Below are 24,348 nucleotides of genomic sequence, written 5' to 3' on the forward strand. Positions count from 1 at the left end.
TAAGTGTCGTGTGAGATGCTCAAAGATGAGTTTGATTCATCTGTATGGAGCATAGAAGTTGGATTCACAGTTCACTACTTTTTTTCTTAGATCATGATTGATATTCAACTACTCCGTAAAGACATCGACGCCGTTGCTGCGCGTTTAGCAACGCGTAAATTTGTGCTAGATGTGTCGACTTTTTCTACTTGGGAAAATGAGCGCAAACAGATTCAAATGCGTACCGAAGAATTGCAAGGGAAGCGTAACTCCTTGTCCAAGCAAGTTGGTATGTTAAAGGGCAAAGGCGAAGATGCGTCTGCGGTCATGGCCGAAGTTGCGGCAATCGCGGATGAACTTAAAGCTTCTGAAGTGCGCCTTGGAGAAGTGCAGAATGCGTTAAGCAATTTTATGCTGACGATTCCTAATTTGCCGGATGAATCTGTGCCCGTTGGGACGGATGAGGCGGGCAACGTCGTTGTTCGTACTTTCGGCACGCCAGCGAGCTTTTCATTTACTGTAAAAGATCACGTTGATGTCGGTGCTAATTTAGGCTTGGAATTTGATGTGGCGGTGAAATTGACTGGCTCACGTTTTGCCGTGTTAAAGGGTGGAATCGCACGCCTGCATCGCGCTCTGGCACAGTTCATGTTAGATACGCAAACCATGGAAAACGGCTACACCGAACATTACACGCCATATATGGTGAACGCGGATTCCATGCGTGGGACGGGGCAATTACCTAAATTTGAAGAAGATTTATTTGCGGTAAAAAAAGGCGGCCAAGATGGTGAAGGTGAATCACTGTATCTGATCCCTACCGCAGAGGTGACGTTGACCAATACAGTGCGTGATGAAATTCTTCCTTTGGAAAGTTTGCCACTGAAAATGACGGCGCATACACCGTGCTTCCGCTCTGAAGCTGGTAGTTATGGTCGTGATACGCGCGGCATGATACGTCAGCATCAGTTCGATAAAGTAGAGTTGGTGCAAATCGCTCATCCAGAACAATCATTTGAAGCCTTAGAGCAGATGGTTGGACACGCTGAAATGATTTTGCAAAAACTTGGTTTGCCATATCGTGTGATGAGTTTGTGTACTGGCGATATGGGTTTTGGCGCTGCGAAAACTTATGATTTAGAAGTGTGGTTACCTGCGCAAAATACCTATCGCGAAATCTCATCTATTTCGAATATGGGCGCATTCCAAGCGCGTCGTATGCAAGCACGCTTCCGTAATGCGCAGGGTAAGACTGAATTCGTACATACCTTGAATGGTTCTGCACTAGCCGTTGGTAGAACGCTGGTGGCGGTGCTGGAGAACTATCAGCAAGAAGATGGTAGTGTAATCGTACCTGAGGCTTTGCGTCCGTATATGGGCGGTATTGAGCGTTTGTTGCCTAAGGCTTAAGTGCTAGAAATGGGCTGAAAAATATTCAGCTTGAATATTAAGCTTTGAAAATAAGTTTGAAAATAAGTTTGAAAAGTAAGCTTGAAATAAAAAACCCATCAAGATGATGGGGTTTTTTGTGGTCTGGCAATTTGCAACGCTTGCCAAGTTTGCCGATTAGGCTGGCAATGCAACTTCGTTATTGACGCTAAATTGATAGTCGCGGAAGACGTGTTCAGCAGTTAATAATTCATAACTACCATCAGGCAATTGGCGAGCCGTATCTTTGAGTCGATAGGTTGTTTGACCACAAGTCCAGCATTTGAAGTTGCGCATGTGTGTGCACAAGCAGGTTTTGTCCATGACTTTAAAATCTTTACTGTCAGGATTTGCTTCCACTTCGCGGTTATAGGCATCAATATACGAGCAATTGCCATTGCCATCTAACAAGTAACCGTAAGCTTCGCAGCCAGGTCGAATATTCGAACCGATTGCAGGCGTATTATTTAACATGCGCATCGGGTAGCCAGTCGGAGAGATCGTATTCACGATGATTTGCTCTTCTTGCGCTTTAAAATATTCTTGCTTGACGTCGTCCGGTAAGCCGCACTCTTTGGTGACTGTAAAACGAGTCGCCACCTGCACGCCTCCCGCGCCAGCTTCTAAAAAAGAAACGGCATCGCTGCCAGTGAAAATGCCGCCCGCTGCGATCACCGGTATCGCCAGATTTTCATCTTTCAAATATTGCAGAACTTCCGCAACAATCGTGTGCAAATCGTATTTTGCCCAATCCAGGCCGAATCCTAAGTGACCACCAGCCAGCGGCCCTTCTACAATCACGTAATCAGGTAAGCGATTCAGCTTGGCATTTTTGCGCAAGAATAATTGCAGGGCACGTACTGAGGAAACGATAATTCCTAACTTCGCATCGCGGAAGCGCGGATGATCTTCCATCAGACCAAAGGAGCCCAAGTGTAAGCCGGCGCTTAAGGTGATTCCATCAATTCCTGCATCCAAGGCGGACGCTAAGCGCACACGTAAGGTGTCACGTGGGCCATTCATGGTCAGTTTTTCCATGCAGTTGACGAAAATCATACCGTCACCTTGCTTGGCTTCCATGGTGCGACCTATATGGAGCTTCGTCGCTTCTGCCAATAAATCTAAATCAAATTTGATATCTGTTTTGTCAGAATTGTTGATGTTGTATTTGTAGAGTTTGGTTTTATCTTTGATGAAACTCGTATCGAAACGGCGATCAGAAACGTCATGAACCAAGGCGTCGGAAATGTGCCCGATACCATTTAAACGTGCTGCAACTAAAGCTAATTCTGCGGTTGAAATATCCACGCCCATGCCGCCGATCATAATCGGGACAAGTTCATGTTTGCCTAGACGCAGGCGAAAATCATCTACACGTTTCATTGTTTTCCTTGGACAACTTGGTATTTAAATTATGTCGCGGCGCATTTATTTTTCTTAAGCTACTGATTTGCGCACTGTCTGGTATTTATGCTGTTTTATGCAGTTTCGTTGATAAAGGTATCTTTGTTGAGATTCTTAACTAGAATTCGATTTCTAATCGTGCTTTTTATTTATCCTTAACTCGACGCTGCACGGCACTGCAAAATTTCTACAAGCGCAATTCTACCCTAGGTGCTCTTTTTTGGGCTTGTCATGATTGAAAAACCCAAGATTATTAAGGTTTTCTGGGCTTTTCTTTAATGCAGATCAGTTTTGCTGCGTAATTTTTGCTAGGGAAGAGCGGCTCACGCTCTGTTACAATGCACACTTTGGTGAAACAGTATTCGACTGTACGTCACCGCAATTCTCACCGGTTTATTATTTTTTAATTTATTTTCTATGCAAATTTCTCAAGATTCCGTAGTCACATTGAACTACACCATGTTCGATGAACAAGGCAATATCATCGACAAAAATCATGATCCTATCGTGTATTTACATGGTGGCTATGACAATATCTTGCCTGCTGTGGAAGCAGCCTTAGATGGTCAGGTCGCCGGTAAAACCATTACCGTTACGATGGAAGCAGATGAGGCATTCGGTGAAATTGATCCAAGTCTGGTGCATGAAGAAGACGTGGGATTATTTCCACCAGATCTTGAAGTTGGCATGATGTTTGAAACACGAGATCCTGAGACGGGCGAAGCTGCCCAATTTCGTGTGACCGCGATCGATGCCGGATTAGTGACTGTTGATGGAAATCATCCTTTAGCAGGTATGAAATTGCGATTTGACGCTGAAATATTATCGGTTCGTACTGCCACGGAAGAAGAAATTGCACATGGACACGTTCATGGCGAGCATGGTCATCATCACGACTAAGTAGTTGTTGGATACTACGGGCACCACCATATTTCAATGCGCTCATGCGTATGATGTGCTTGAAACCTTGTGTCTTGTAATTGCCTTGTAAATGACATATTCCGTGGGACGAGAGTTTGCTCAATGTCGACTCGCTTTGTTTGCTGAACGTTTCATATCGATTTTCTGCAGTTCAATTTGACAGTAGTGTTTGTTTGGAGAGAAAACACGAGCTGTTACTCGAGTGACTTTCATTGTGAATAGATGAGACATGAAAGACTATTACTTTATTCTGGGCGTAGCGACCAATGCGTCGTTGGCCGATATCAAAAAAGCTTATCGGGTCAAGGCGGCTGAATTTCACCCCGACCGCAACAGCTCGGAGTTAGCACCAGTCAAATTTCATGCCGTAAAAGAAGCCTATGACGTGCTCTCAGATGAGGGCGCCCGTGCTTCCTACGATGAAAACCGTCGTCGTAATTTGTTAGAGTCGCCGTTAGAAACCGCGACCGAAATTTGGAAAAATTATTTGTCAGGAGTACTGCAGTGAAATTTTCACGCTATTTTCAAGAATTGATGTTGGCCTATAAGGCAGAGTTAGATGATTTGCGTTCTGATTCTGAGGGAAAAGACGTCATGCGTCATCGCCTGAAGGAAAAACGTGAGCAGTTGAGCTTCTTGTTGCCAATGATGGCAAGTAATCCTGAAATGTTAGCACCGGCATTTCATGATGCGTTTTTGTTCATGAATCCATTGAATTTCGAAGCATTGGCATCGAAGGAGGCGAATAAATTGCCGAGCTGGAAGAGTTTATCTGGCGCGGTGAAGTTGGAGCCATGGGCAGAAAAAATGGCGCAGATGGTATTGGCCGAAGAGGCTGGTGATACGTTCATGGTGACGGCTGCATGTCTCGAATACCTGAGTCGTAGTCATCATACGCGCGCTTCTGCTGTGAGTAGTGCTGAGGACGATGCTGAAGAGCAAGATCACGATGGCGATGCAGACCTGCATGAAAATGGCGATCTGGATGGTAATTATGGACGCCATGGTCGCGACGATGGCGATGATGGTGACGATGTTGATCTGGAAGAAGCTGGCGCAGATTGGTTAGCGGAACAAGGATTTGATCGTAAGGACTGAGATCCCTAGATCGCTCAGTAATTCAAGTCAGTTTGATTTCTATCTGAGTAGATATTCACATAGAATTTCGACAAAAAAATTAAGACAGAAGGAATAAAAAATGAATCTTCCAGCTCTGGTAGAAGCGCAGCATTTAATTCAAGTTGGTGACATCGCAGGCGCTGAGCATGCATTGGCGACATTGGCTGAAACAGAAGGCGACCAGGCATTGGTTGCGGCATTAGATGAATTCCCAGCGAAAGATTTATTGGCGATTATTCGCGAATACGACGCATCTAAAGAGTCTTTAGTAAATTTATTGGTGACCCCAGAACAATTCGCGCAAGCGGTTGTGTTGGAGAAGCGTTACGCAGATCTTACGCATGAACAATTGCGCGGCATGATCAATTCTGTGATTTTTCGCGATGGTGCGGATGCGGCCGAATTTCTATATGAGATTGCAGAAGTCGAAGGTGGTTATGATGCACTCGCAGATTATTTGCAAGATCGTACCCAAATGGTGGAACACTTTTATCGTTATGCGACCTTTGATTTGTATGAGTATGGCGATGACAATAAAACCCAGGCAATAGATGATGACCTCCTGAGTCTCACGCGTGACACAGAAACGCGTGCTTCAGCCATTGATAGAGCCAGTGTGGAAGATCATGACTGGATGGAAGTAACGTATTTGCTGCGCTACGAATTGCCAGAAATTTTCCGTGAAGTGTTGATGAAATTGCGTGCCCGCTATCAAGTGTATTTGCGTAATCTGCAAAACGATGAATTTGCTGAAACAGTCGCAACGGAAGAAAGTGAAGATGAAGACGCTGGAGCGCCGAAGAAAAACAACGATGACGGCGATGATGACGACGATGAAGAATCTGCTTTGTAAGCGATAGAGTCATTATGTCTGAAACACTACAAGCAATTGCACTTTACGACGACCGGCCGTTTTTTGAAACGGCGTTGCGTCATGGATTGCGCTTTGCCATCATTACGCGCGCTAAAATTGAAGCGATAGAAGCCGAAGCGCCCAAGGGATTGGTGCAAATCGCCGATACTTTTGGCAGTAAATACTTGCGCCCTGAGATAGAAACGGCACGCAAGCGTATCGTGAATCTCGCGAGTTTGTACTTGCTAGAAACGTCTCAGGGAGATTTAGATATCGCTGCGAAATTAATTCGCGATAACACCTTTTTGACGCTGTCTCGTGGCGGCTCTGGTTTGCTCAAGGCGCTCCATGCACTACCTGAATATGCCTTGTTAGGGCGCGAGCAAAAAACGCCGATAGAAGAGTTTCTTGAGGTTTGGTCTTTGAAAGAAAAGCCGCAAGAGTATAGAAATTTATTAGCACATAGAAAAAATAATGCCTTAGAAATTGAGGCTGGTTTGTGGTTTGGTCGTGGCATGGATTTGACGCAGACCGAATTGCAAGAAGAAGATGTTGAGGCAAATGCTGTTGTCCGCACGGCGATCTTAAAGCGCTTGATGGATGAAGGTGATGCGCCGATAGAAAATCAAATTGAATTTGCGATGATCATCGAAGCATTTCGCACACAAGCAAAATCTAAAACCAAGGGTAAAAAGAGTGCGATTTTTGACGTTGAAAAAGCACAGGCTTTGATCGTTGCAGACGATATTCCAGAGAAATTTCATGAGCTGAGTTTGCAAATTCTTGATGAGATTTTGAAACGTGATTTGCCATTGATTGTAGATGCAAAAAATTCTTTAGATCGCTTAGTCTTTGAACTCAAAGAGCGCTATTTTATTTGTGCGCACGAAATTGAAGATACTTCAGATTATGATGCTTTGGTGTCGAAAGAGTGGTCTAAACTTACCAAAGGTAAGACAGATATCGATTCTTTATTGACTTTGTTTCTATGCATCGCAATGGATGTACCTGCTAAGACTAGTTTGCCTGAAAAAACAGCAAAGTCTATTGTGAAAAAAATTCGTGAGCAGGGCTTGGATAGCCAGAAAACGATAGCATGGATTAAGACAACTGCCCCGCATGAAAAGCAAGAAGGTTTGCTGGAAGATTGGCAAGAGTTTGCGGAGGAAGCGCAAACCTATTTGCTTGATGATTGGGATACGAATTACAGCGGCGCTTTGCGATTCTTGCAGGAAAACTGCCACATAGAAAAAGCGATGAAAAAGTAAGCTGTTGTGGTAGTGAAAAACGCATAAAAAAACTGCTGCCAACATCATGTATGTTGGCAGCAGTATTAATCACAACAAATCACAATAAATCACAACGAATCAATATACTAAACTTACCAAGCAGCTTGCAAAGTGTATTTGCCATTGGTTGCGCCAGTTCCGCCAGCATAGTAGATCACTTTTGCATAAACAACTTTTGCAGTAGTGCCCGTGTTGGCATTGCTAATCGTATCAGTCGCCCCTGTGCCATTGGTGCTAGAAGTGATTTTTGTACCGGTGCTGCTATACAGTTCCAAATCGTAGTCTGAAGTTGCATTCGGTTTCATTGTCAGTGTTAATGTTTTTCCAGCTGGAATGCTGACTTTGAAATAATCCACATCTGTTTTTGCACTCATCGTGGCATTGACCAAGGTATTCGCTGTTGCGATATTATTGGCTGTTGCTGTGGTGTTGTTGCTTTCCGTTTCGCTGATCGTCGTGCCAGGTGGAACGGATGTTGAAAGGATATTTTGTGCTTCAAACTTTGCTTTGAAAGTGTTCGCGTAAGTAGGATCTGATGGGAACAAACTAGTCGCGGCATTCACAATCGCAGTAGCCATAGCTGGCATCTTAATGTTGGAGCCTAAGCCGAAATGCGCTTCCAAAATAATTTTATCGACGTTATCTCTAGGTTTACCCGCGGCGACCAATGAAACAAGTGATTGGAACAGTGGTGTAGACCACAATTCATCTGATTGGAATGTCGCGCTACCTTCAGTAACTGATTGATGTGCACCGTAGGTTTTGCTGCTATTGTATTTTGCGTCGGTGCGATTGAGCATACGTCCACCCCAGCATGCGCCATGACCATCCCAGCTAAATGCCCATTCTGGATGATAAGTTTTTCCATTTGGTGTGCTGTATGAGTAAGACGCAGCCCAGTAATCGCCGAAACCTTCGCCCATGCCACCGGTATCGCCGCCACTCCAGCCAGAGTTGATATTGGCTTGAATGCCGTGACCATATTCATGCAAGATCACATCCGCGTCTTCAGAATCGTTCACACAGCCGTGGCCAAAAGCCAAATAGTCATTGGAGCCACCGCTGTAGTGGGAATTGTCGTCGCCGTTCACGCCATCCGTATCAACATTCAACGGACGATTGATGATGGATTTTGTTCCAGTGAATCCTAAAGTCTGAATGTAGCGTTGATTTTGATCGATATGGAAGTAAACATTGGTATCGTCAAAAGCATTGTTGCCACGCTTTGCTGTCCATACACCGTTGGCGGTTGTGCTTGGCGCGGTGTTTGGTGCTTCAATATTTTTAATGTTGATGTAAGGGCCGGATAAGCTGTATACGCCGCCACTAACCGTTAAATCACGTAAAGTTTTTGTGCTGTAAGCAGCATCAAATGCGCTGGCGGCCGAGGTATCAGTCAATGCATCAGTATTGAGTACGGTACGTGGATCAGGATCAAATACCAGGCCAGAACCATTGATGCCTGAGGCGACAGTAGTAACTGTATTGGCAGCGCCAGTTGTACTAGATGGTGCAATTCCTTTTGCGCCTAATTCTTGCAATGCCTGCTGTAGGTTAATGCTTTGACCTACAAGTAAGCTTCGGCTAGCTAATTGGCGGTCAGAGTTTTTGCCAACGCGCGGTAATGATGTTGAATATGAATCCAATAGCTCGCCGTTATGAGCGTTAATATATTGTACGAAGCCACCGGTTGGCATTTGTGCAGCGATATTGACTTTATGTGCTAATTGCACACCATCTTTTGTAGGAACCCAGACCATTTGATTGGAAGGATTTGCAACCAGCGGATGTTGAACTTTCATATTGCCCCAAGCTTTGTTTAAAGCTTCATTAGGGGACATTTTTTTCTGTACAAATAATTGATTGATTGCATTTGCCTCCATTTTTTCGGAGATGTGCTTGGTTTCATTGAAGATTTTCAGTAACTCGCCATTTTTACTAATGGAAACAATGATCTCCGCGCGGTCAACTGGCAGACCACGCAGCATTTGTTGATAGTAGTAGTGCTTGCCAAGCAAGGAGTCTTGAACCTTGGTTAAAACGAGATTGTTCAGGTTGGCGGGCAGGCCGTATTCTTCGGCATTTTGACGCAGTACTTCAGTCGCTGATGCGACCTTTAAACCGTTAAAGAATGTGATGTTATCTTTTGTTACTTTGTCCGCGGCATAGGCGCCTTGAGCAAATGTTAAGGCCAGAAGTGAGGCTAAGATGTTGCGTGCTGGATGCTGCATTGTTTTGTCTCCCTAAGAATAGTTATGTTGCTTTCTGATGCGCTTCCGCAGGCTCTTTGTGGCCTTGTATTTCGGATAACGCTTAAGAAGTATAGTTGCATTTTTTGTCTGAAAATAGACGTCAAAAGTCGCTATAAACAACACTCGATAATACAAATTGACGAAACTTTTGTTCAATATGATGAAATTAATTTTTCAAAAGAAATGTTTGGAGGAGATTTCATTTTGATATTTTGATCTGAAAGGAGTTCTGATGTTTGACCGATGGAGTTGAACACTTTGAGGTCTATATCGAAAAGTGTGGAGGCGAGAGGTGGGAAATGCTTGGCAGAGTTGAATAAGAGAATATGCATCTTCTCTTATTCATTCTTGAAATCTTTTTCGGAAATTTTAACTATGCCAGAAATAGAAAAACAGTCGGTTTTTTGTGAAAATCTGGCCCGGCATTGGATAAGATTTTTTTCTTCCATTCCGCCGCTGTTTTGGTCTGTATCGACTCAGTCTCTAACGTGAGGTCGGTCGCAACGCAGATTAGTGTGTGCGGAGTGCATGTGCTAGCGAGAGCTTCAAGCATGGCAGTATTGCGGTAGGGTGTTTCTATCAAGAGTTGCGTTTGTTTTTCTTTGCGAGATCGGTCTTCCAGTTCTTTCACGCGTTTGGCGCGCGCAGCGGCATCGGTCGGTAAATAGCCGTGAAAAGCAAAACTTTGCCCATTTAATCCGCTGCCCATTAATGCGAGTAGTAAAGACGAAGGGCCAACCAAAGGGCGTACCTTAATATGGTGCTGATGCGCCAGGCGTACCAAATTAGCACCAGGATCCGCCACTGCAGGTACCCCCGCTTCTGAAATCAATCCAACATCGTTTCCATCAAGTAGTGGTTGAAGCAAAGCCTGAAGAGCGTCATTCGGCGTATTGACGTTTAATTCTGCAATCTGCAATTCTTGCATAGGTTTTGCAAGAGGATGATATTGACCGAGTAGTTTTAAGTATGCACGAGTGGTCTTCGCATTTTCAGCAACAAAGTGATGCAATTGGGCGCTCATCGCTTGTACGGTCTCTGGGATAATATGTGTCAATACATTTGTTTGTGTCGTATCTGATTGTCCCAAAGTGTTTGGAATTAGATAGAGAGTTCCGCTCATAAAAATATCCTGAATTTTGATTTGTTTTAGTTGGAATTTGAAATTGCACTGAATCTAGGCAAAAAATTTGACACCGAGATTGCGAAGCATGGTGGTCAAGGCAATCAGAGGCAAGCCCGTGAGTGCAGTTGGATCATCATTTTCTATTGATTCCAGGAGCGCAATTCCCAAGCCTTCATTTTTTGCACTGCCGGCGCAATCATAGGGTTTTTCTATGTGCAGGTAAGCATCGAGTTCTATGTCACTGAGGTCGCGAAAGCGCACAATGGTTTGGCAGTTTTGCAATTGCGTAGCGTAATTTTGGGTCTGTGGCAGCTTACTGATCACACACAGAGCGGTATGAAAAATGACGGTCTTTCCGCGCATGGCTTGCAGTTGTTGTAAAGCGCGGACGTGATTGCCCGGCTTTCCTATTTGCATTCCCTCTAAAGTGGCAACTTGATCTGAACCAATGATGATCGCTTCGGGATATTGCAAGGCGATTTCTTCCGCTTTCTCCTGTGCTAGTCGCATTGCTGTTTGGTCGGGACTTTCCATAGCCTTTGGGTTTTCATCGATTTCGGGGCTGATAGTAATGAATGGCAAGCAAAGGCGAGCTAGTAGCTCTTTGCGGTAGGCGGAGCTTGAAGCAAGTATGATCTGTTGATGAGGATTATTTGCTAAATTTTTAAGCATTGAGAACTTCTTTTGGTATGAAACAATCAATTTTTTACGAAACTTGAAGGAGATTTTTACTTTCCTCTGTGCCTAAATGCGCTAAGGCTTTGACTATTAAGGTGCAATCCTGTTATTATCGCAGGTTTTCTGGGTCTAGAAATCCTATGCAAGCATTTGTCATCGACGCTTTTACGTTTTGTCAGCACCGTGAACAACGTGAAGGTAGTACAAAAGTTGCCGATTTTCCTCGCTTAGCCGTGGAATGCGCGAATGGTGATGGTGTATTGAACTGGTCTTTGCAAGGCAGTATGAATCAATTAGGTTTTCCTCAATTGACACTGATTGTAGATGGACAATTTCAATTGATGTGCCAGCGTTGCTTAACGCCGTATAATTTCGCAATAGATTCACAATCAGAATTAATTCTCGCCAAAAACGATGATCATGCCGATGAAATTGAAGGCATGCTTGAAGATGACGAGATTGATGTAGTAGTAGGCAGCAAGACATTCAATGTCATGGAATTGATAGAGGATGAGGCGTTGCTGGCAATACCCCAATCGCCCAAACATGCAGTATGCCCTGATGTAGTTGGTTCATTCAATCAATCAGAGGCAGCGAACGATGTAAATGCGTTAGATACAGCGAGCACAAGTACCAAAGTGTCTCCATTCGCTGTGCTGAAGAAGTTGCAATGAGAAGTCTGTGGGCGTACCTAGTGGCATTATTCTGAAAAAAACACTCAGGTCGAAGTATTGTTAGGGATTCTTGAGCGGCAAGAAAGATTTGATTGTCGATTCAAGTGTGTTAAATTTTAGAAACATTTTTTGAAGTATTAGGAGTTATCATGGCCGTTCAGCAAAACAAAAAATCACCATCCAAACGTGGTATGCACCGTTCACACGATTTCTTGACTGCACCACAGTTAGGTATCGAGCCAACAACTGGTGAAACACATCTGCGTCACCACATCAGCCCAAATGGCTTTTACCGTGGTCGTAAAGTATTGAAAACTAAGAACGACGAGTAATTTGTTCTTGGTGATAAAGCGGCGTTGCGAGTCTCGTACTTGACGCCGCTTTTTTTTATTCTGAAAAATGTTCAAAAGCGTCTTTTGTTTTTGTTCATTGACTTTTTCATTTTTCACCATCGAACTTAAAACGGATGATTCTTTGCGTCATTCTTGTTAAGATAGTTCTCTTGGGGTGAAAAAATAGTAACAAATACATGACAATAAAAATTTCAATTGATTGTATGGGTGGCGATTTTGGCCCTTCAGTCACTGTAGCTGCAGCAGTTTCATTTGCGACGCGCGAACCGGATGTTGAGTTTCTTTTGGTAGGTCAAGAGGCAATTTTGCAGTCCGAACTAAAAAAGCTAGGCGCGCAAAATCATCCACGATTATCCATCGTGCATGCGAGTGAAATGGTCGAGATGGATGATCCCATCGAAGTTGCATTGCGCAGAAAAAAGGATTCTTCTATGCGTGTCGCTTTAACGCAAGTTAAAGATGGCTTAGCGCAAGCTTGTGTTTCCGCAGGTAATACCGGAGCTTTGATGGCGGTGTCGCGTTACGTGCTGAAAACCATGCCGGGAGTTGATCGTCCCGCAATTTGCAGTATTTTGCCAAATCAAAATAAGCAACCAACCTATATGCTCGACTTGGGTGCAAATGTCGATTGTGAGCCTTTGCACTTGCATCAGTTTGCGATTATGGGATCGGCTTTAGTCGCAGCACTTGAGAATAAACCACGTCCTACGGTAGGTTTGTTGAATGTGGGTGAAGAGGATATTAAGGGTAATGACGTCGTAAAACGTACTGCACAATTATTACGTGCAGATCATGAGCGCGGCCTTTTGAATTTCTACGGTAACGTTGAAGGCAATGATATTTTTAAAGGAACGACCGACATTGTTGTCTGTGATGGTTTTGTCGGTAACGTGACGTTGAAAGCAGTGGAAGGTTTGGGACGTTTCGTCAAAACGACGATGACGGATGCATTTAAGAGTAATCCCTTGAATATGCTAGGTGCATTGATAGGGCGGGGCGCTTTAAAGCAAATCTCCAAAACGATGAATCCATCTAATTACAACGGCGGCAGCTTATTGGGCTTGCGTGGTGTTGTCATTAAGAGCCACGGTGGTGCAGATAAATATAGTTACGAATGGGCGATTCAACGCGCATTTGATGCAGTAAAAAATGATGTGCTTGCGCGCATCACAACATCCTTGGCGGAATTAATGCCAGTGCCCGCAGAGGCAAGTACAACTAGTTCCGGTTCGACTGAACAATAATACAGATAAAGACGCATGACTTTCTATAGCAAAATTATAGGCACAGGAAGCTACCTGCCACCGAGAAAAGTAACAAATCACGAATTGGCAGCGCAGTTGGCTGCAAAAGGAATTGAAACTTCTGATGAATGGATCGTGTCGCGCAGCGGTATTTCGGCGCGTCATTATGCCGAGTCGAACGTCACCTCCAGTGATATGGCGGTTGAGGCTGCAAAGCGCGCGCTTGAGGCGGCTAATTTGCAAGCGAATGATATTGACCTGATTATTTTGGCCACCTCGACGCCAGATTTTTTTGGCGGCTTCCCAAGCACGGCTTGTGTCGTTCAAAACAAATTGGGCATCACTAACGGTGCTGCGGCTGTGGATGTCCAGGCTGTATGTAGTGGATTTATTTATGCGATGGCGATGGCTGATAGCATGATCAAATCTGGCTCGCATAAAAAAGCTTTAATCATCGGTTCCGAAGTGTTTTCGCGCATTCTCAATTTTGAAGATCGCACTACCTGTGTGTTGTTCGGTGATGGTGCCGGTGCGATCATCATGGAACGATCAGAAGAACCGGGTGTATTGGCGACAAAGTTGCACGCCGATGGTAGTCATGGACATATTTTGTGTGTGCCCGGAAGTGTTAACGCTGGCGTGATTGCTGGTAGTGCTTTCCTGTATATGGATGGTCAGGCAGTTTTTAAATTGGCTGTCAACGTACTGGAAAAAGTCGCTAACGAAGCATTGGAAATCGCTGGCATGGACGCGAGTCAAATCGACTGGTTGATTCCGCATCAGGCAAATATTCGTATCATGCAAAGTACTGCAAAAAAATTGAAACTGCCTTTGGAAAAAGTAGTTGTGACTGTGGATCAGCATGGCAATACTTCGGCTGCTTCGATCCCGCTTGCTTTGGATGCGGCAGTGCGTGATGGTCGCGTCAAAAAAGGTCAGATTGTGATGTTGGAAGGCGTTGGCGGAGGCTTCACGTGGGGTGCCGCTTTGGTCAAGATGTAATGCTGATGGCATTGTTGTTTTCATTTAAAAACACCTAGAGTAAAAATATTATGGCGCAATTTGCATTTGTATTTCCAGGTCAAGGCTCGCAAGCAATTGGCATGTTAAATGGCTTTGCTGGTAACCCAGTTGTTCAAGAAACGATTGCAGAAGCTTCTGACGCTTTGCAAATGGATTTGGGAAAATTGATTTCCGAAGGTCCGAAAGAAGATTTAGATTTAACGACAAATACCCAACCCGTGATGTTGACTGCAGCTGTCGCGACATATCGCGCATGGATCGCTGCTGGCGGTAAGCAGCCATCGATTGTTGCAGGTCATAGCTTGGGTGAATATTCTGCGTTGGTTGCAGCGGGTGTGATTGCCTTTAAAGATGCTGTGCCTTTGGTGCGTTTTCGCGCGCAGGCGATGCAAAGCGCTGTGCCAGTGGGGCAAGGCGGTATGGCAGCTATTTTGGGTTTGAGTGATGCTGATGTAATCGCTGCATGTGTAGAGGCTGCTGCGGCAACTTCTGAAGTAGTTGAGGCCGTCAACTTCAATGCGCCAGCTCAAGTGGTCATTGCTGGTAGTAAAGCAGCGGTTGAACGAGCATGTGAATTGGCTAAAGCAAAAGGCGCTAAACGTGCCTTGCCTTTGCCAGTATCTGCACCATTTCATTCTTCGTTGTTGAAGCCAGCGTCTGACCAATTACGCGAATATTTGGCAAACGTGTCATTTTCCGCACCCGCGATTGCTTTGATTAATAATGTAGATGTCGCCATTGTTACTGACCCGGCTTTGATAAAAGATGCTTTGGTGCGTCAAGCAGCAAGTCCAGTTCGCTGGGTTGAGACGGTGAATGCAATTGCTGCATCTGGCATTACTCAGCTAATCGAATGTGGTCCGGGTAAGGTGTTGGCAGGTTTGACTAAGCGCATTAATGGCGATTTGCTTGGTGATGCGATTTATGATCAAGAAACACTGGAAAAAGTGTTGGCATCGCTGGGCTGAAATTAAATTTAGATTAATTTTTAAAATAAGTTCAAAACAAGTTAAAATTATTAATTAAGCTAATTAAATAATAAATTATGTCAATTTGATAATTGTGTAAATTGTCAAGATAGTGAGGAAATATGACGCAACAACTGGTAAATCAGGTGGCATTGGTCACTGGTGCTTCTCGTGGAATTGGTAAAGCAATCGCTATCGCCTTAGCGCAAGCGGGTGCGAAAGTCATTGGCACTGCGACTTCTGAGTCTGGTGCGCAAGCCATTACAGCGTATTTGCAAGAAGTGAATCCCGAGGCCGGTAAGGGCGTGGCATTTAATGTCAACGATGTAGAGCGTTGTAGTTCTCTGGTTGATGAAATTCAAAAAGAATTCGGTTCTTTGTCTATATTGGTAAACAATGCGGGCATCACCCAGGACCAATTGGCGATGCGCATGAAAGAGGATGATTGGGATAGTGTTATCTCTACCAATTTGAATTCTGTTGCACGCTTATCTCGTGCTGTTTTGCGCGGCATGATGAAAGCTAAGCATGGGCGTATCATTAATATTACTTCCGTGGTCGGTTCTTCCGGTAATCCTGGGCAAATGAATTATGCTGCAGCAAAAGCTGGTGTTGCAGGGATGAGTCGTGCGTTGGCATTGGAGATTGGTAGTCGTAACATCACGGTCAATTGTATTGCGCCAGGCTTTATTGACACGGACATGACCAAAGCGCTAACAGATGATCAAAAGAATGCAATTTTGACACAAATTCCTATGGGCAAATTAGGGCAGCCGGAAGATATTGCTGCGGCAACTGTCTTTTTGGCATCGTCAGGTGCCGGATATGTCACGGGAACAACAATCCACGTGAATGGTGGCATGTATTTGTGTTAATATGGTTGTTGTAAATTAAGCGAATTTCGCTGAAATTAAGCGGAGTTAAAGGTGAGGCATCTAAAAATGCTCTTTTCGCGCGCAAACCTGCTAAAATGCGCGCACTTTCTGTAACCACTAATGGAGACCACATGTCTGATATCGAACAACGCGTTAGAAAAATCGTCGCTGAACAATTAGGCGTCGCTGAAGCTGACATCAAAATTGAATCTTCCTTCGTAGATGATTTGGGCGCAGACTCACTCGACACAGTTGAGTTGGTCATGGCTTTGGAAGACGAGTTCGAAATGGAAATCCCTGACGAACAAGCAGAAAAAATCACGACTGTTAAACAAGCGATCGACTACGCAACTGCGCACGTCAAAGCTTAATTCTGTCGGATTGCTTTATTAATTCCAGGAGAGACGCTTGAGCCTCACGAGTAAACGTCGAGTTGTAATTACTGGCCTTGGTTGTGTGTCTCCTGTCGGCAATAATATTGCTGACACATGGGCAGCCATCCTCGCTGGTAAATCTGGTATCGCAACTATTACCAAGTTTGATGCTACGCCATTCACGACCCACTTCGCTGGTGAAGTGAAGGGTTTTAATATCGAAGACTATATTCCAGCTAAAGAAGCACGCAATATGGATACTTTTATCCATTTTGGTATTGCGGCTGGTGTGCAGGCTTTTCAAGACAGTGGGATCACAGTCACTGAAGAAAATGCAGAGCGTATAGGTGTGATTGTTGGTTCGGGTATTGGTGGCTTGCCATTGATCGAAGAAACTAAGGAAGTTTTGATTGCGCGTGGACCACGTCGCATTACACCTTTCTTTGTGCCAGCTTCCATTATCAATATGATCTCTGGTAATTTGTCGATCAAATACGGATTGAAAGGTCCTAATTTGGCGATAGTTACTGCTTGTACGACTGGTTTGCATTGCATCGGTAACGCTGCCCGTATGATTGAGTACGGTGATGCGGATGTAATGATTGCTGGTGGCGCGGAATCAACGATTTCTCCTTTGGGCTTGGGCGGCTTTGCATCTGCTCGTGCTTTGTCTTCCCGCAATGATGACCCTGCGACAGCTTCGCGTCCTTGGGATAAAGACCGTGACGGTTTTGTCTTGGGTGAAGGTGCTGGGGTTATGGTGTTAGAAGAATATGAGCACGCAAAAGCACGAGGCGCTAAGATCTATGCGGAAGTGTTAGGCTTTGGTATGAGCGGCGACGCCTACCATATCACCACGCCGACGGTTGATGGTCCGCGTCGTAGTATGCTCAATGCATTGAAAAATGCAGGATTAAATACAGATCAGATCAGCTACTTGAATGCGCATGGTACTTCTACGCCTTTAGGTGATAAGAATGAAACTGACGCAATTAAGTCGGCGTTCGGTGATCACGCTTACAAGATGACTATCAATTCGACTAAATCGATGACCGGTCATTTGTTGGGTGGGGCCGGTGGTTTGGAATCTGTACTGTCCGTATTAGCTGTGCACAATCAAGTTTCTCCACCGACGATCAATATCATTAATCAAGATCCAGAATGTGACCTCGATTATTGTGCGAATACTGCTCGCGATATGAATATTCAATATGCGATGAAGAATTCGTTTGGTTTTGGCGGTACTAATGGAACATTGATTTTTGCGAAAGCTTAATTCAGGAGTTTAAAAATTCTTGGTTTTAAACTGGATCATATTAAAAAAACACCACATAATGTATGTGGTGTTTTTTTTTGTTTTTTGTTTTTTGTTTTTTTGTTTTCTTATGAATAGGATCTGTATGAACTTGGCTGTGTCAATGTTTGTTAAGTCATCGCAGAGATTAAAGTTGTATTTGTTGGTAGTGTCAGTGCTGGTCTTCTGCGCATTGTCGTATGTAGCAATGGTGCTGTATGAAGAAGTAGGAATCTATGGCCTATTGGTCATGGCAGCAGGTTTGTTTTTCATTGCGTGCTTGGTTCGACGTCAGTTGGTTGATACAGTGCCGTATCAGTTAGAAATAGATTCTGATGGGAACATGGCTGTACGTGATATGCGACCAAGCTTGAACGAGCAAAGTTTTCGCGCAATGTCAGTAAGATCGCCCATAGTAGTGTGGTCTCAATTGATCGTGATGCGCGTTCAAGATGAGACTGGAATGCAGCGTCGACTATTGATTTTTCGCGATGCAGTGAGCATCAATGAGTTTCGCCGCTTGAGCGTTGCTTTAACATATTTGTCTCAGAGGCGGCAGCGCTCTTTGATTGATGGGAATCAAATGTCTGAAGGGAACTTTTAAGGCCTGATAGCGTCAAACGACTAGTTACAATAAATTTCTAAACAAAAAATAATTAAGAACTCAGCAAAATGGGAATGTTTGTGTGACAAACGAACGCGATATAGATCAACTATTGGTTGAGCGCGTTCAGCGTGGTGATAAAAAAGCATTTGAGCTTCTAGTTTCTAAATATCAAAGGAAACTATATAGGCTCGTGTCCAGACTCGTCCATGATCATGCAGAGGCAGAAGATGTAGTGCAAGAAGCGTTTATTAAGGCATATCGCGCTTTAGCGAATTTTCGGGGTGACTCAGCGTTTTATACCTGGTTATATCGAATAGGAATTAATACGGCAAAAAATTATCTTGTGACGCAAGGGCGGCGCGCACCAACATCGACGGATGCGGATGTCTCAGAAGCGGAAACTTTTCACGATGCCGATGGACTAAGAGATATCAATACGCCAGAGTCATTGATGGCGAGTAAACAGATTGCAGCAACAGTAAACGCAGTGATGTTGTCGTTACCTGAAGAATTGAGGAATGCAATTACCTTGCGCGAAATAGAAGGATTAAGTTATGACGAAATTGCAGAAGTCATGCTTTGTCCGATAGGAACAGTGCGTAGCCGGATTTTTAGGGCACGTGAGGCCATAGCCGAAAAATTGAGGCCATTAATTGGTACATCAATTGATCAGAGATGGTAAGCAGCAGCGATGGTAAGTAAGATTGTTAGTAAAAGAAAATAGTAGAAAAAATAAATGAAGTTGAACCGGGAAGAAGCGATGAATAAGAGTAACCATGACGAACTAATTTCTAGCGTGCTAGATGGCGAGCTATCGGATGCTCAGCTAGATGCATTGTTGGATCGTTTGAAGGGGCAAGACGGTCAACAAGTGATGCAAACCTGGACTCAATATCATGAGCTTGGCGATGTGTTGCGTTCTGATGATTTGGCTGTGGCACTTAGCCCGAATTTTTCTGCAAAAATGTCTGCTTTGCTAGATGCTGAACCAGTCATTCTGGCACCGCAAAACACAATGAAAAGTAACAAAAGAAATGCCGCCAAAAAGTCAGCCTATTGGGCTGTGACGAGCGTCGCAGCAACCGTAATACTGGCATTTTTGATGGCGCCACAAATCATTCCATTACTGAAGTCGCCAAGTAATATGGATGGAACAATAGCCAAAGTGGAATCCGCAGATCCTTTCTCTGCACCTGGCGTAAAGTTGGCATCGAATACTGGAGCATCTGCAAGTGCATCGTCGTCCGGATCAGCCGCTAACCATGTCAATAAGGAGGCTGAATTCGCTCCTAAATTGGAAAATCAGGTCGAAATGTTGCGTGATCCACGCTTGGATAGTTATCTGTTGGCACATCAGAAAGTGTCGCCAAGCTTGGATAACAGTGCGCGTTACGTTCAACGTGCGAATGTTGTTTCTCCTACAGAATCCAATAAATAATCTTATGTGGTTTAAACACGCTTTCTTAGCAATTTTTTCGTTGGCTATTGTGTCAATATCGGGCAATGTTGACGCGCAATCCAATGAAGATCGTGATCTTCTGAAGATGCTGCAATCGGTGCAGAATGCGGCCAAGAAAACGAGTTACTCAGGAACTTTTGTTTATCAGCAAGGAAATCAAACCAGAACTTCTAAAATAACGCATGGTTTTGACGGCGATACCGAAGTCGAAAAACTCGAAATCTTAGATGCGAAGCCACGTGAGTATATTCGCCGCAATGGAGAGGTTTCTTGTTATTTACCTGAAAGTAAAGTCATTCAAGTTGAACAGAATTTGAGTCAAGAAGAATTCCCTGCTTTACTTAATCAAAATGCCCATTTATTGCCTGAATCTTATTTGATTAAGAAGGCGCAAATGAGTCGCGTTGCAGGTACTGAGTGTCAAGTCCTGAATTTTCAACCAAAAGATGCGTTGCGTTATGGATTTCGCCTGTGCATAGAAAAAAACTCAGGACTCTTGCTAGGTATTCAAACATTGAATCCGCGCAACGAAGTGATTGAGCAAATTGCATTCACACAGATTTCACTTGGTGAAGTAGATAAGACAAAACTGAAGCCGAGCTTTGCCAATGTCGCACAGTGGAAAACTGAAAATATGACAGTGCAAGCGAATGTACATTCTGGTTGGACAGTCAAAAATTTACCAAATGGCTTCAAAAAAACTCTTGAAACTAAACGATTCATTCCTATCTCAGGCAATGCATCGGGCACAGATGCAAATCAAACAAAATCACATCAAGTTGTTCAAATGATGTTTTCTGATGGATTGTCGACAATTTCGGTTTTTGTAGAACCTAATACGGGCAGTCGGACTGAAGGCAGCTTGCAACAGGGCGCGATGACTATCATGGGCAAACGTCAGGGTGATAATTGGTTGACGGTGGTCGGCGAAGTGCCAAATGCGGCAATTAAACAAGTAATCAATTCCATTCAATTTAAAAAATAGTCCAACACAATTCAGATTCATGGTGGCAATATGAAAAATGTACGCTCTTTTCCTGTTGAAAAACATATCTCTATTCTTATTTCCTCGGTATTAATCAGCGCATCGGTATTTTCTGCAGTGAGTTTTTTCGGCACTGCAAATGACGCGAATGCACAAGCATCTTCACCAGCTCAATCTAATCCGGTAACAACAAGCGCAACGCCAGCGCCTTTGTTGGTAAGCGGTTTGCCTGATTTCACACAGTTGGTTGAGAAAACGAGCCCTTCGGTGGTGAATATTCGCACCACACAAAAAATCACTCAGGTTCAAGGTGATCCATTCAGTGACGATGAGCAGGCGCAAGAGCTTTTTCGTCGTTTTTTTGGCATTCCTGCACCTCAACAAGCGCCTAAGAATCGTCGCCAAGCACCAAGACAACAACAAGAGCAAGAGGTACCACGCGGCGTGGGCTCCGGTTTCATCGTCAGCCAAGATGGTTATGTGTTGACCAATGCCCATGTGGTTGAAGATGCGTCTGAAGTGTACGTTAAACTGACTGACAAACGAGAATTCAAAGCCAAAGTCGTTGGCAGTGATAGACGTACCGATGTCGCCGTATTGAAGATTGATGGTAGTAAGTTGCCAAAAATAGCCATTGGTGACTCTGATAAGATCAAAGCAGGTGAATGGGTCATTGCTATCGGCTCACCATTTAATTTGGATAATACGGTCACCTCAGGGATCATTTCATCCAAGGCGCGTGATACTGGCGATTACTTGCCATTGATACAAACTGATGTGGCTGTGAATCCAGGTAATTCAGGTGGTCCGCTGATCAATATGCGGGGCGAAGTCATCGGTATTAACTCTCAAATTTATAGCCGCTCCGGTGGTTACATGGGAATTTCTTTTGCGATCCCGATTGACGAAGCGATGCGCGTAGTTGAGCAATTGAAAAGCTCCGGTGTCGTGTCGCGTGGTCGTATGGGGGTTGAAATTGGGGATTTGAGTAAAGAGGTTGCGGAGAGTTTGGGACTGAGCAAAGCGCAAGGCGCCCTCGTTGCAAGAGTGGAAGCAAGTGGTCCAGCGGATAAAGCAGGGATACAAGAAGGGGATGTCATCCTCAAATTTAATGGTAACCCGATAGAAAAACGTAGCGACTTACCTCGCATGGTTGGTGCAACTAAGCCTGGTAGTAAAGTAGTCGTTTCTGTATGGCGTAAAGGTTCTGCTAAAGACATCACGATGACGGTTGGTGAGGCAGATGCCGATAAACCAATTCAGAAAAATGACAAGAAGAGTAAAAAAGAGAAGGCAGAAAACCATCTCGGGATTACGGTGTCTGATTTGAGCGATGCGCAAAAACGCAGTATGCCAAATGGCAATGGTGTCGTGATTGACAACGTTGATGGACTGGCAGCGGGTAGTGGATTACGTCCAGGCGACATTATCTTGATGATGAATAATGTTGATATTAAAGATGTAAAGCAATTTGATGCGATGTTAGCTAAATTAGATACCAAGAAATCAGTTGTCTTATTAGTGCGTCGTGGTGAGGCATCGCAGTTCTTAGTGATTCGTCCAGCTGGATAGACTTTTTGTAAGTAGGTGTAATTTAAGCCGCACAGGGCAACTTGTGCGGCTTTGTCTTTTGGGAGAATTCAATCGGAAAGCAGTTGAGAGGCGATATAATCACTGCATTCTCAATTTGTCGTAATTTATTCTGCCTTATGTCTGAAATTTCATCTGATTTTCCGATCAAATTCACGCTTTATTCACGCACTTATTGTCATTTGTGTGACGACATGCTGGACCAGCTCAAGGCTAGCTTGGACGATACAAGTATTGATATTGATGTCGTCGATGTCGATGCTGATGAGACTTTAGTAGCCAGATTCGATGAATTGGTCCCCGTTCTATTTGGGCAAAAAGAAGGTCAAGAGGCACAACAAATCTGCCATTATTTTTTGGATGTAGAAAAACTGAGAGCCTTCTTGCATGATTAAGAAAACGAAAGAAAAAACGGATCAAGCGCAAGAAAATCTGTCCTTGTTTGCCTTGTTCGACTACGAAGGTGAAGTAATCTGTGGTGTCGATGAAGCTGGACGCGGCCCTTTAGCAGGGCCAGTGACTGCCGCTGCAGTGATACTCGACCCTGCGCGTCCGATTTCTGGCTTGCGAGACTCTAAAAAGCTGAGTGAAGCTCAACGTGATGTTTTAGCGATAGAAATCAAAGAAAAAGCATTAGCCTGGGCAATAGCAGAATGTTCTGAGCAAGAAATTGATACGCTGAATATTTTGCAGGCAACCATGCTGGCCATGCGACGGGCAGTTGAGGCCTTAAAAGTGACGCCGACTTTGGCCTTGATCGATGGTAATCGTTGTCCAGTGATGTCCGTGCGTTCTGAGGCGATCGTTAAAGGTGACGATAAAGTTCCTGCGATTTCTGCTGCGTCAATTTTAGCCAAAACGGCACGAGATCATTTATTGGCACAGCTGCATTTACAATATCCAGAATACGCTTTAGATCAACACAAAGGTTACCCAACTGCTTTGCACTTAGAGCGACTCAAACTACATGGCGTGTCACCGATTCATAGAAAATCTTATGCGCCGGTGAAAGCGCTCTTGAAAGATCAGTGACTATGAAACAGATTACTTCACGTGACAATGCTTCATATAAAGAGCTTAAGCATTTAGCCAGCAGTGCCAGTGCACGAAAAAAATCTGCTAAAACGATGCTGGATGGTGTGCATCTCTGTCAGGCATTTTTACAGCATCGCGGCAGCCCTGAGTTATGTGTTGTCTCAGCCAGCTGTGTCGATCATCATGAGGTAGTTGGCATACTCGCACAGTGCGAAGAAGACGGTGCGGATTGCATAGTGTTACCTGATAATTTATATCAGGCCTTAAGTCAGGTTGAAAATGGTATCGGTATTTTGTTTGTGATCGCTGCGAATCAGGAACAAGCGCCACAGCAATTGTCGTTGAACGCAGTTTTGCTCGATAATTTACAAGACCCAGGTAATCTTGGTTCTATCTTGCGTAGTGCCGCAGCCGCAGGTATTCAGCAAGTATTTTGCAGCCCTGGCAGTGCTTCTGCATGGTCACCTAAAGTCTTACGCGCTGGGATGGGCGCGCACTTTTTATTGGATATTTTCGAAAATGTCGATTTACATGCATTGATCAGTGCGTCGACTATTCCCGTCTTGGCAACTAGTTCGCACACCAAGACGACGATTTATCAAATCAACTTAAATCGACCATTGGCATGGTTGTTTGGACATGAAGGGCAGGGCGTTGATCCCGAATTGATGGCATTGGCGACTGATACGGTAACGATTCCACAGAAACCAGAGATCGAATCGATGAACGTGGCGGCAAGTGCAGCGATTTGTTTTTTTGAGCAAGTTCGGCAGCAGATTGCTGGCGCTTCCAAATAAGTTTTTGGAGTAGCTCTGAGG

At 44.3% G+C, this 24,348-nt stretch carries 26 protein-coding genes; 22 read left to right on the forward strand and 4 right to left on the reverse strand.

What is annotated here, in order from left to right; genetic code table 11:
* Positions 1-93: 93 nt before the first annotated feature.
* On the forward strand, positions 94-1,389 hold the full coding sequence (serS, locus tag H8K55_RS11785; protein ID WP_186942270.1) for a serine--tRNA ligase: 1,296 nt from the start codon (positions 94-96) through the stop codon (positions 1,387-1,389).
* 156 nt (positions 1,390-1,545) lie between these two features.
* On the opposite strand, the gene H8K55_RS11790 is transcribed toward serS, so the two are convergent.
* Complete coding sequence (locus H8K55_RS11790) at positions 1,546-2,790, reverse strand: nitronate monooxygenase (RefSeq protein WP_186942271.1); 1,245 nt, start codon at positions 2,788-2,790, stop codon at positions 1,546-1,548.
* Between the two features lie 438 nt (positions 2,791-3,228).
* On the opposite strand from H8K55_RS11790, the gene H8K55_RS11795 reads away from it, so the two are divergent.
* From H8K55_RS11795 to H8K55_RS11815, 5 genes are all read left to right on the forward strand, one after another.
* On the forward strand, positions 3,229-3,711 hold the full coding sequence (locus H8K55_RS11795; RefSeq protein ID WP_186942272.1) for an FKBP-type peptidyl-prolyl cis-trans isomerase: 483 nt from the start codon (positions 3,229-3,231) through the stop codon (positions 3,709-3,711).
* A 250-nt stretch (positions 3,712-3,961) separates the two neighbouring features.
* Positions 3,962-4,240, forward strand: a complete 279-nt coding sequence (locus H8K55_RS11800; protein WP_186942273.1) for a DnaJ domain-containing protein — start codon at positions 3,962-3,964, stop codon at positions 4,238-4,240.
* Positions 4,237-4,830 (forward strand): hypothetical protein, encoded by a 594-nt coding sequence (locus H8K55_RS11805; RefSeq protein WP_186942274.1) that lies wholly within the window; start codon positions 4,237-4,239, stop codon positions 4,828-4,830. The genes H8K55_RS11800 and H8K55_RS11805 overlap by 4 nt, the downstream gene beginning before the upstream one ends.
* Positions 4,831-4,930: 100 nt before the next feature.
* Positions 4,931-5,704, forward strand: coding sequence for a hypothetical protein (locus tag H8K55_RS11810; protein WP_186942275.1), 774 nt, complete (start codon positions 4,931-4,933; stop codon positions 5,702-5,704).
* Positions 5,705-5,718: 14 nt separating this feature from the next.
* A complete protein-coding gene (locus H8K55_RS11815) occupies positions 5,719-6,972 on the forward strand; it encodes a hypothetical protein (protein ID WP_186942276.1) in 1,254 nt (417 codons plus the stop codon).
* Positions 6,973-7,085: 113 nt separating this feature from the next.
* Here H8K55_RS11815 and H8K55_RS11820 read toward each other — a convergent pair whose 3' ends face one another.
* The 3 genes from H8K55_RS11820 to H8K55_RS11830 form a co-directional block, all read right to left on the reverse strand.
* Positions 7,086-9,224, reverse strand: coding sequence for a hypothetical protein (locus H8K55_RS11820; protein ID WP_186942277.1), 2,139 nt, complete (start codon positions 9,222-9,224; stop codon positions 7,086-7,088).
* Positions 9,225-9,618: 394 nt separating this feature from the next.
* A complete protein-coding gene (locus tag H8K55_RS11825; protein ID WP_186942278.1) occupies positions 9,619-10,368 on the reverse strand; it encodes an SAM-dependent methyltransferase in 750 nt (249 codons plus the stop codon).
* Between the two features lie 54 nt (positions 10,369-10,422).
* A complete protein-coding gene (locus tag H8K55_RS11830; RefSeq protein WP_186942279.1) occupies positions 10,423-11,043 on the reverse strand; it encodes a Maf family nucleotide pyrophosphatase in 621 nt (206 codons plus the stop codon).
* Positions 11,044-11,189: 146 nt separating this feature from the next.
* Between H8K55_RS11830 and H8K55_RS11835 the strand changes: the two genes are divergently transcribed.
* The 16 genes from H8K55_RS11835 to H8K55_RS11910 all read left to right on the forward strand — a co-directional run bounded on the left by H8K55_RS11835 (position 11,190) and on the right by H8K55_RS11910 (position 24,327).
* The gene (locus tag H8K55_RS11835) at positions 11,190-11,723 is read left to right on the forward strand and encodes a YceD family protein (RefSeq protein WP_186942280.1); all 534 of its coding nucleotides are present in this window, start codon (positions 11,190-11,192) and stop codon (positions 11,721-11,723) included.
* A gap of 149 nt (positions 11,724-11,872) precedes the next feature.
* The gene (gene rpmF / locus H8K55_RS11840; protein WP_162018712.1) at positions 11,873-12,055 is read left to right on the forward strand and encodes a 50S ribosomal protein L32; all 183 of its coding nucleotides are present in this window, start codon (positions 11,873-11,875) and stop codon (positions 12,053-12,055) included.
* A 197-nt stretch (positions 12,056-12,252) separates the two neighbouring features.
* A complete protein-coding gene (plsX, locus tag H8K55_RS11845; RefSeq protein WP_186942281.1) occupies positions 12,253-13,320 on the forward strand; it encodes a phosphate acyltransferase PlsX in 1,068 nt (355 codons plus the stop codon).
* A gap of 15 nt (positions 13,321-13,335) precedes the next feature.
* Positions 13,336-14,322, forward strand: a complete 987-nt coding sequence (locus H8K55_RS11850) for a beta-ketoacyl-ACP synthase III (protein WP_186942282.1) — start codon at positions 13,336-13,338, stop codon at positions 14,320-14,322.
* A gap of 50 nt (positions 14,323-14,372) precedes the next feature.
* On the forward strand, positions 14,373-15,311 hold the full coding sequence (gene fabD / locus H8K55_RS11855; protein ID WP_186942283.1) for an ACP S-malonyltransferase: 939 nt from the start codon (positions 14,373-14,375) through the stop codon (positions 15,309-15,311).
* 122 nt (positions 15,312-15,433) lie between these two features.
* Positions 15,434-16,186, forward strand: coding sequence for a 3-oxoacyl-ACP reductase FabG (fabG, locus tag H8K55_RS11860; protein ID WP_186942284.1), 753 nt, complete (start codon positions 15,434-15,436; stop codon positions 16,184-16,186).
* Between the two features lie 131 nt (positions 16,187-16,317).
* Complete coding sequence (gene acpP / locus H8K55_RS11865) at positions 16,318-16,557, forward strand: acyl carrier protein (protein WP_186889650.1); 240 nt, start codon at positions 16,318-16,320, stop codon at positions 16,555-16,557.
* Between the two features lie 37 nt (positions 16,558-16,594).
* Entirely contained in the window at positions 16,595-17,836 is a 1,242-nt protein-coding gene (fabF, locus tag H8K55_RS11870) for a beta-ketoacyl-ACP synthase II (protein WP_186942285.1), read from the forward strand.
* A 124-nt stretch (positions 17,837-17,960) separates the two neighbouring features.
* Positions 17,961-18,458: a protein YgfX gene (locus H8K55_RS11875; protein ID WP_186942286.1), complete on the forward strand. Its 498-nt coding sequence runs from the start codon at positions 17,961-17,963 to the stop codon at positions 18,456-18,458.
* An 82-nt stretch (positions 18,459-18,540) separates the two neighbouring features.
* Positions 18,541-19,143, forward strand: coding sequence for an RNA polymerase sigma factor RpoE (gene rpoE / locus H8K55_RS11880; protein WP_186942287.1), 603 nt, complete (start codon positions 18,541-18,543; stop codon positions 19,141-19,143).
* 78 nt (positions 19,144-19,221) lie between these two features.
* On the forward strand, positions 19,222-19,899 hold the full coding sequence (locus H8K55_RS11885; protein WP_186942288.1) for a sigma-E factor negative regulatory protein: 678 nt from the start codon (positions 19,222-19,224) through the stop codon (positions 19,897-19,899).
* 4 nt (positions 19,900-19,903) lie between these two features.
* Positions 19,904-20,905, forward strand: coding sequence for a MucB/RseB C-terminal domain-containing protein (locus tag H8K55_RS11890; protein ID WP_186942289.1), 1,002 nt, complete (start codon positions 19,904-19,906; stop codon positions 20,903-20,905).
* A 30-nt stretch (positions 20,906-20,935) separates the two neighbouring features.
* Positions 20,936-22,477 (forward strand): DegQ family serine endoprotease, encoded by a 1,542-nt coding sequence (locus H8K55_RS11895; protein WP_186942290.1) that lies wholly within the window; start codon positions 20,936-20,938, stop codon positions 22,475-22,477.
* Positions 22,478-22,614: 137 nt separating this feature from the next.
* On the forward strand, positions 22,615-22,890 hold the full coding sequence (locus H8K55_RS11900) for a glutaredoxin family protein (RefSeq protein ID WP_186942291.1): 276 nt from the start codon (positions 22,615-22,617) through the stop codon (positions 22,888-22,890).
* Positions 22,883-23,527, forward strand: a complete 645-nt coding sequence (gene rnhB, locus H8K55_RS11905) for a ribonuclease HII (RefSeq protein WP_186942292.1) — start codon at positions 22,883-22,885, stop codon at positions 23,525-23,527. The genes H8K55_RS11900 and rnhB overlap by 8 nt, the downstream gene beginning before the upstream one ends.
* A gap of 2 nt (positions 23,528-23,529) precedes the next feature.
* A complete protein-coding gene (locus tag H8K55_RS11910; protein WP_186942293.1) occupies positions 23,530-24,327 on the forward strand; it encodes a TrmH family RNA methyltransferase in 798 nt (265 codons plus the stop codon).
* Positions 24,328-24,348: the final 21 nt, after the last annotated feature.

It is taken from the genome of Affinundibacterium flavidum (assembly GCF_014284175.1).
In the GTDB taxonomy this organism is placed as follows: domain Bacteria; phylum Pseudomonadota; class Gammaproteobacteria; order Burkholderiales; family Burkholderiaceae_D; genus Undibacterium; species Undibacterium flavidum.

Coding starts and splice junctions, on each gene's coding strand:
- serS (WP_186942270.1), top strand. CDS start 94: ATGATTGATATTCAACTACTCCGTAAAGACATCGACGCCGTTGCTGCG.
- H8K55_RS11790 (WP_186942271.1), bottom strand. CDS start 2,790: ATGAAACGTGTAGATGATTTTCGCCTGCGTCTAGGCAAACATGAACTT.
- H8K55_RS11795 (WP_186942272.1), top strand. CDS start 3,229: ATGCAAATTTCTCAAGATTCCGTAGTCACATTGAACTACACCATGTTC.
- H8K55_RS11800 (WP_186942273.1), top strand. CDS start 3,962: ATGAAAGACTATTACTTTATTCTGGGCGTAGCGACCAATGCGTCGTTG.
- H8K55_RS11810 (WP_186942275.1), top strand. CDS start 4,931: ATGAATCTTCCAGCTCTGGTAGAAGCGCAGCATTTAATTCAAGTTGGT.
- H8K55_RS11815 (WP_186942276.1), top strand. CDS start 5,719: ATGTCTGAAACACTACAAGCAATTGCACTTTACGACGACCGGCCGTTT.
- H8K55_RS11820 (WP_186942277.1), bottom strand. CDS start 9,224: ATGCAGCATCCAGCACGCAACATCTTAGCCTCACTTCTGGCCTTAACA.
- H8K55_RS11825 (WP_186942278.1), bottom strand. CDS start 10,368: ATGAGCGGAACTCTCTATCTAATTCCAAACACTTTGGGACAATCAGAT.
- H8K55_RS11830 (WP_186942279.1), bottom strand. CDS start 11,043: ATGCTTAAAAATTTAGCAAATAATCCTCATCAACAGATCATACTTGCT.
- H8K55_RS11835 (WP_186942280.1), top strand. CDS start 11,190: ATGCAAGCATTTGTCATCGACGCTTTTACGTTTTGTCAGCACCGTGAA.
- rpmF (WP_162018712.1), top strand. CDS start 11,873: ATGGCCGTTCAGCAAAACAAAAAATCACCATCCAAACGTGGTATGCAC.
- plsX (WP_186942281.1), top strand. CDS start 12,253: ATGACAATAAAAATTTCAATTGATTGTATGGGTGGCGATTTTGGCCCT.
- H8K55_RS11850 (WP_186942282.1), top strand. CDS start 13,336: ATGACTTTCTATAGCAAAATTATAGGCACAGGAAGCTACCTGCCACCG.
- fabD (WP_186942283.1), top strand. CDS start 14,373: ATGGCGCAATTTGCATTTGTATTTCCAGGTCAAGGCTCGCAAGCAATT.
- fabG (WP_186942284.1), top strand. CDS start 15,434: ATGACGCAACAACTGGTAAATCAGGTGGCATTGGTCACTGGTGCTTCT.
- acpP (WP_186889650.1), top strand. CDS start 16,318: ATGTCTGATATCGAACAACGCGTTAGAAAAATCGTCGCTGAACAATTA.
- H8K55_RS11875 (WP_186942286.1), top strand. CDS start 17,961: ATGAACTTGGCTGTGTCAATGTTTGTTAAGTCATCGCAGAGATTAAAG.
- H8K55_RS11885 (WP_186942288.1), top strand. CDS start 19,222: ATGAATAAGAGTAACCATGACGAACTAATTTCTAGCGTGCTAGATGGC.
- H8K55_RS11890 (WP_186942289.1), top strand. CDS start 19,904: ATGTGGTTTAAACACGCTTTCTTAGCAATTTTTTCGTTGGCTATTGTG.
- H8K55_RS11895 (WP_186942290.1), top strand. CDS start 20,936: ATGAAAAATGTACGCTCTTTTCCTGTTGAAAAACATATCTCTATTCTT.
- H8K55_RS11900 (WP_186942291.1), top strand. CDS start 22,615: ATGTCTGAAATTTCATCTGATTTTCCGATCAAATTCACGCTTTATTCA.
- rnhB (WP_186942292.1), top strand. CDS start 22,883: ATGATTAAGAAAACGAAAGAAAAAACGGATCAAGCGCAAGAAAATCTG.
- H8K55_RS11910 (WP_186942293.1), top strand. CDS start 23,530: ATGAAACAGATTACTTCACGTGACAATGCTTCATATAAAGAGCTTAAG.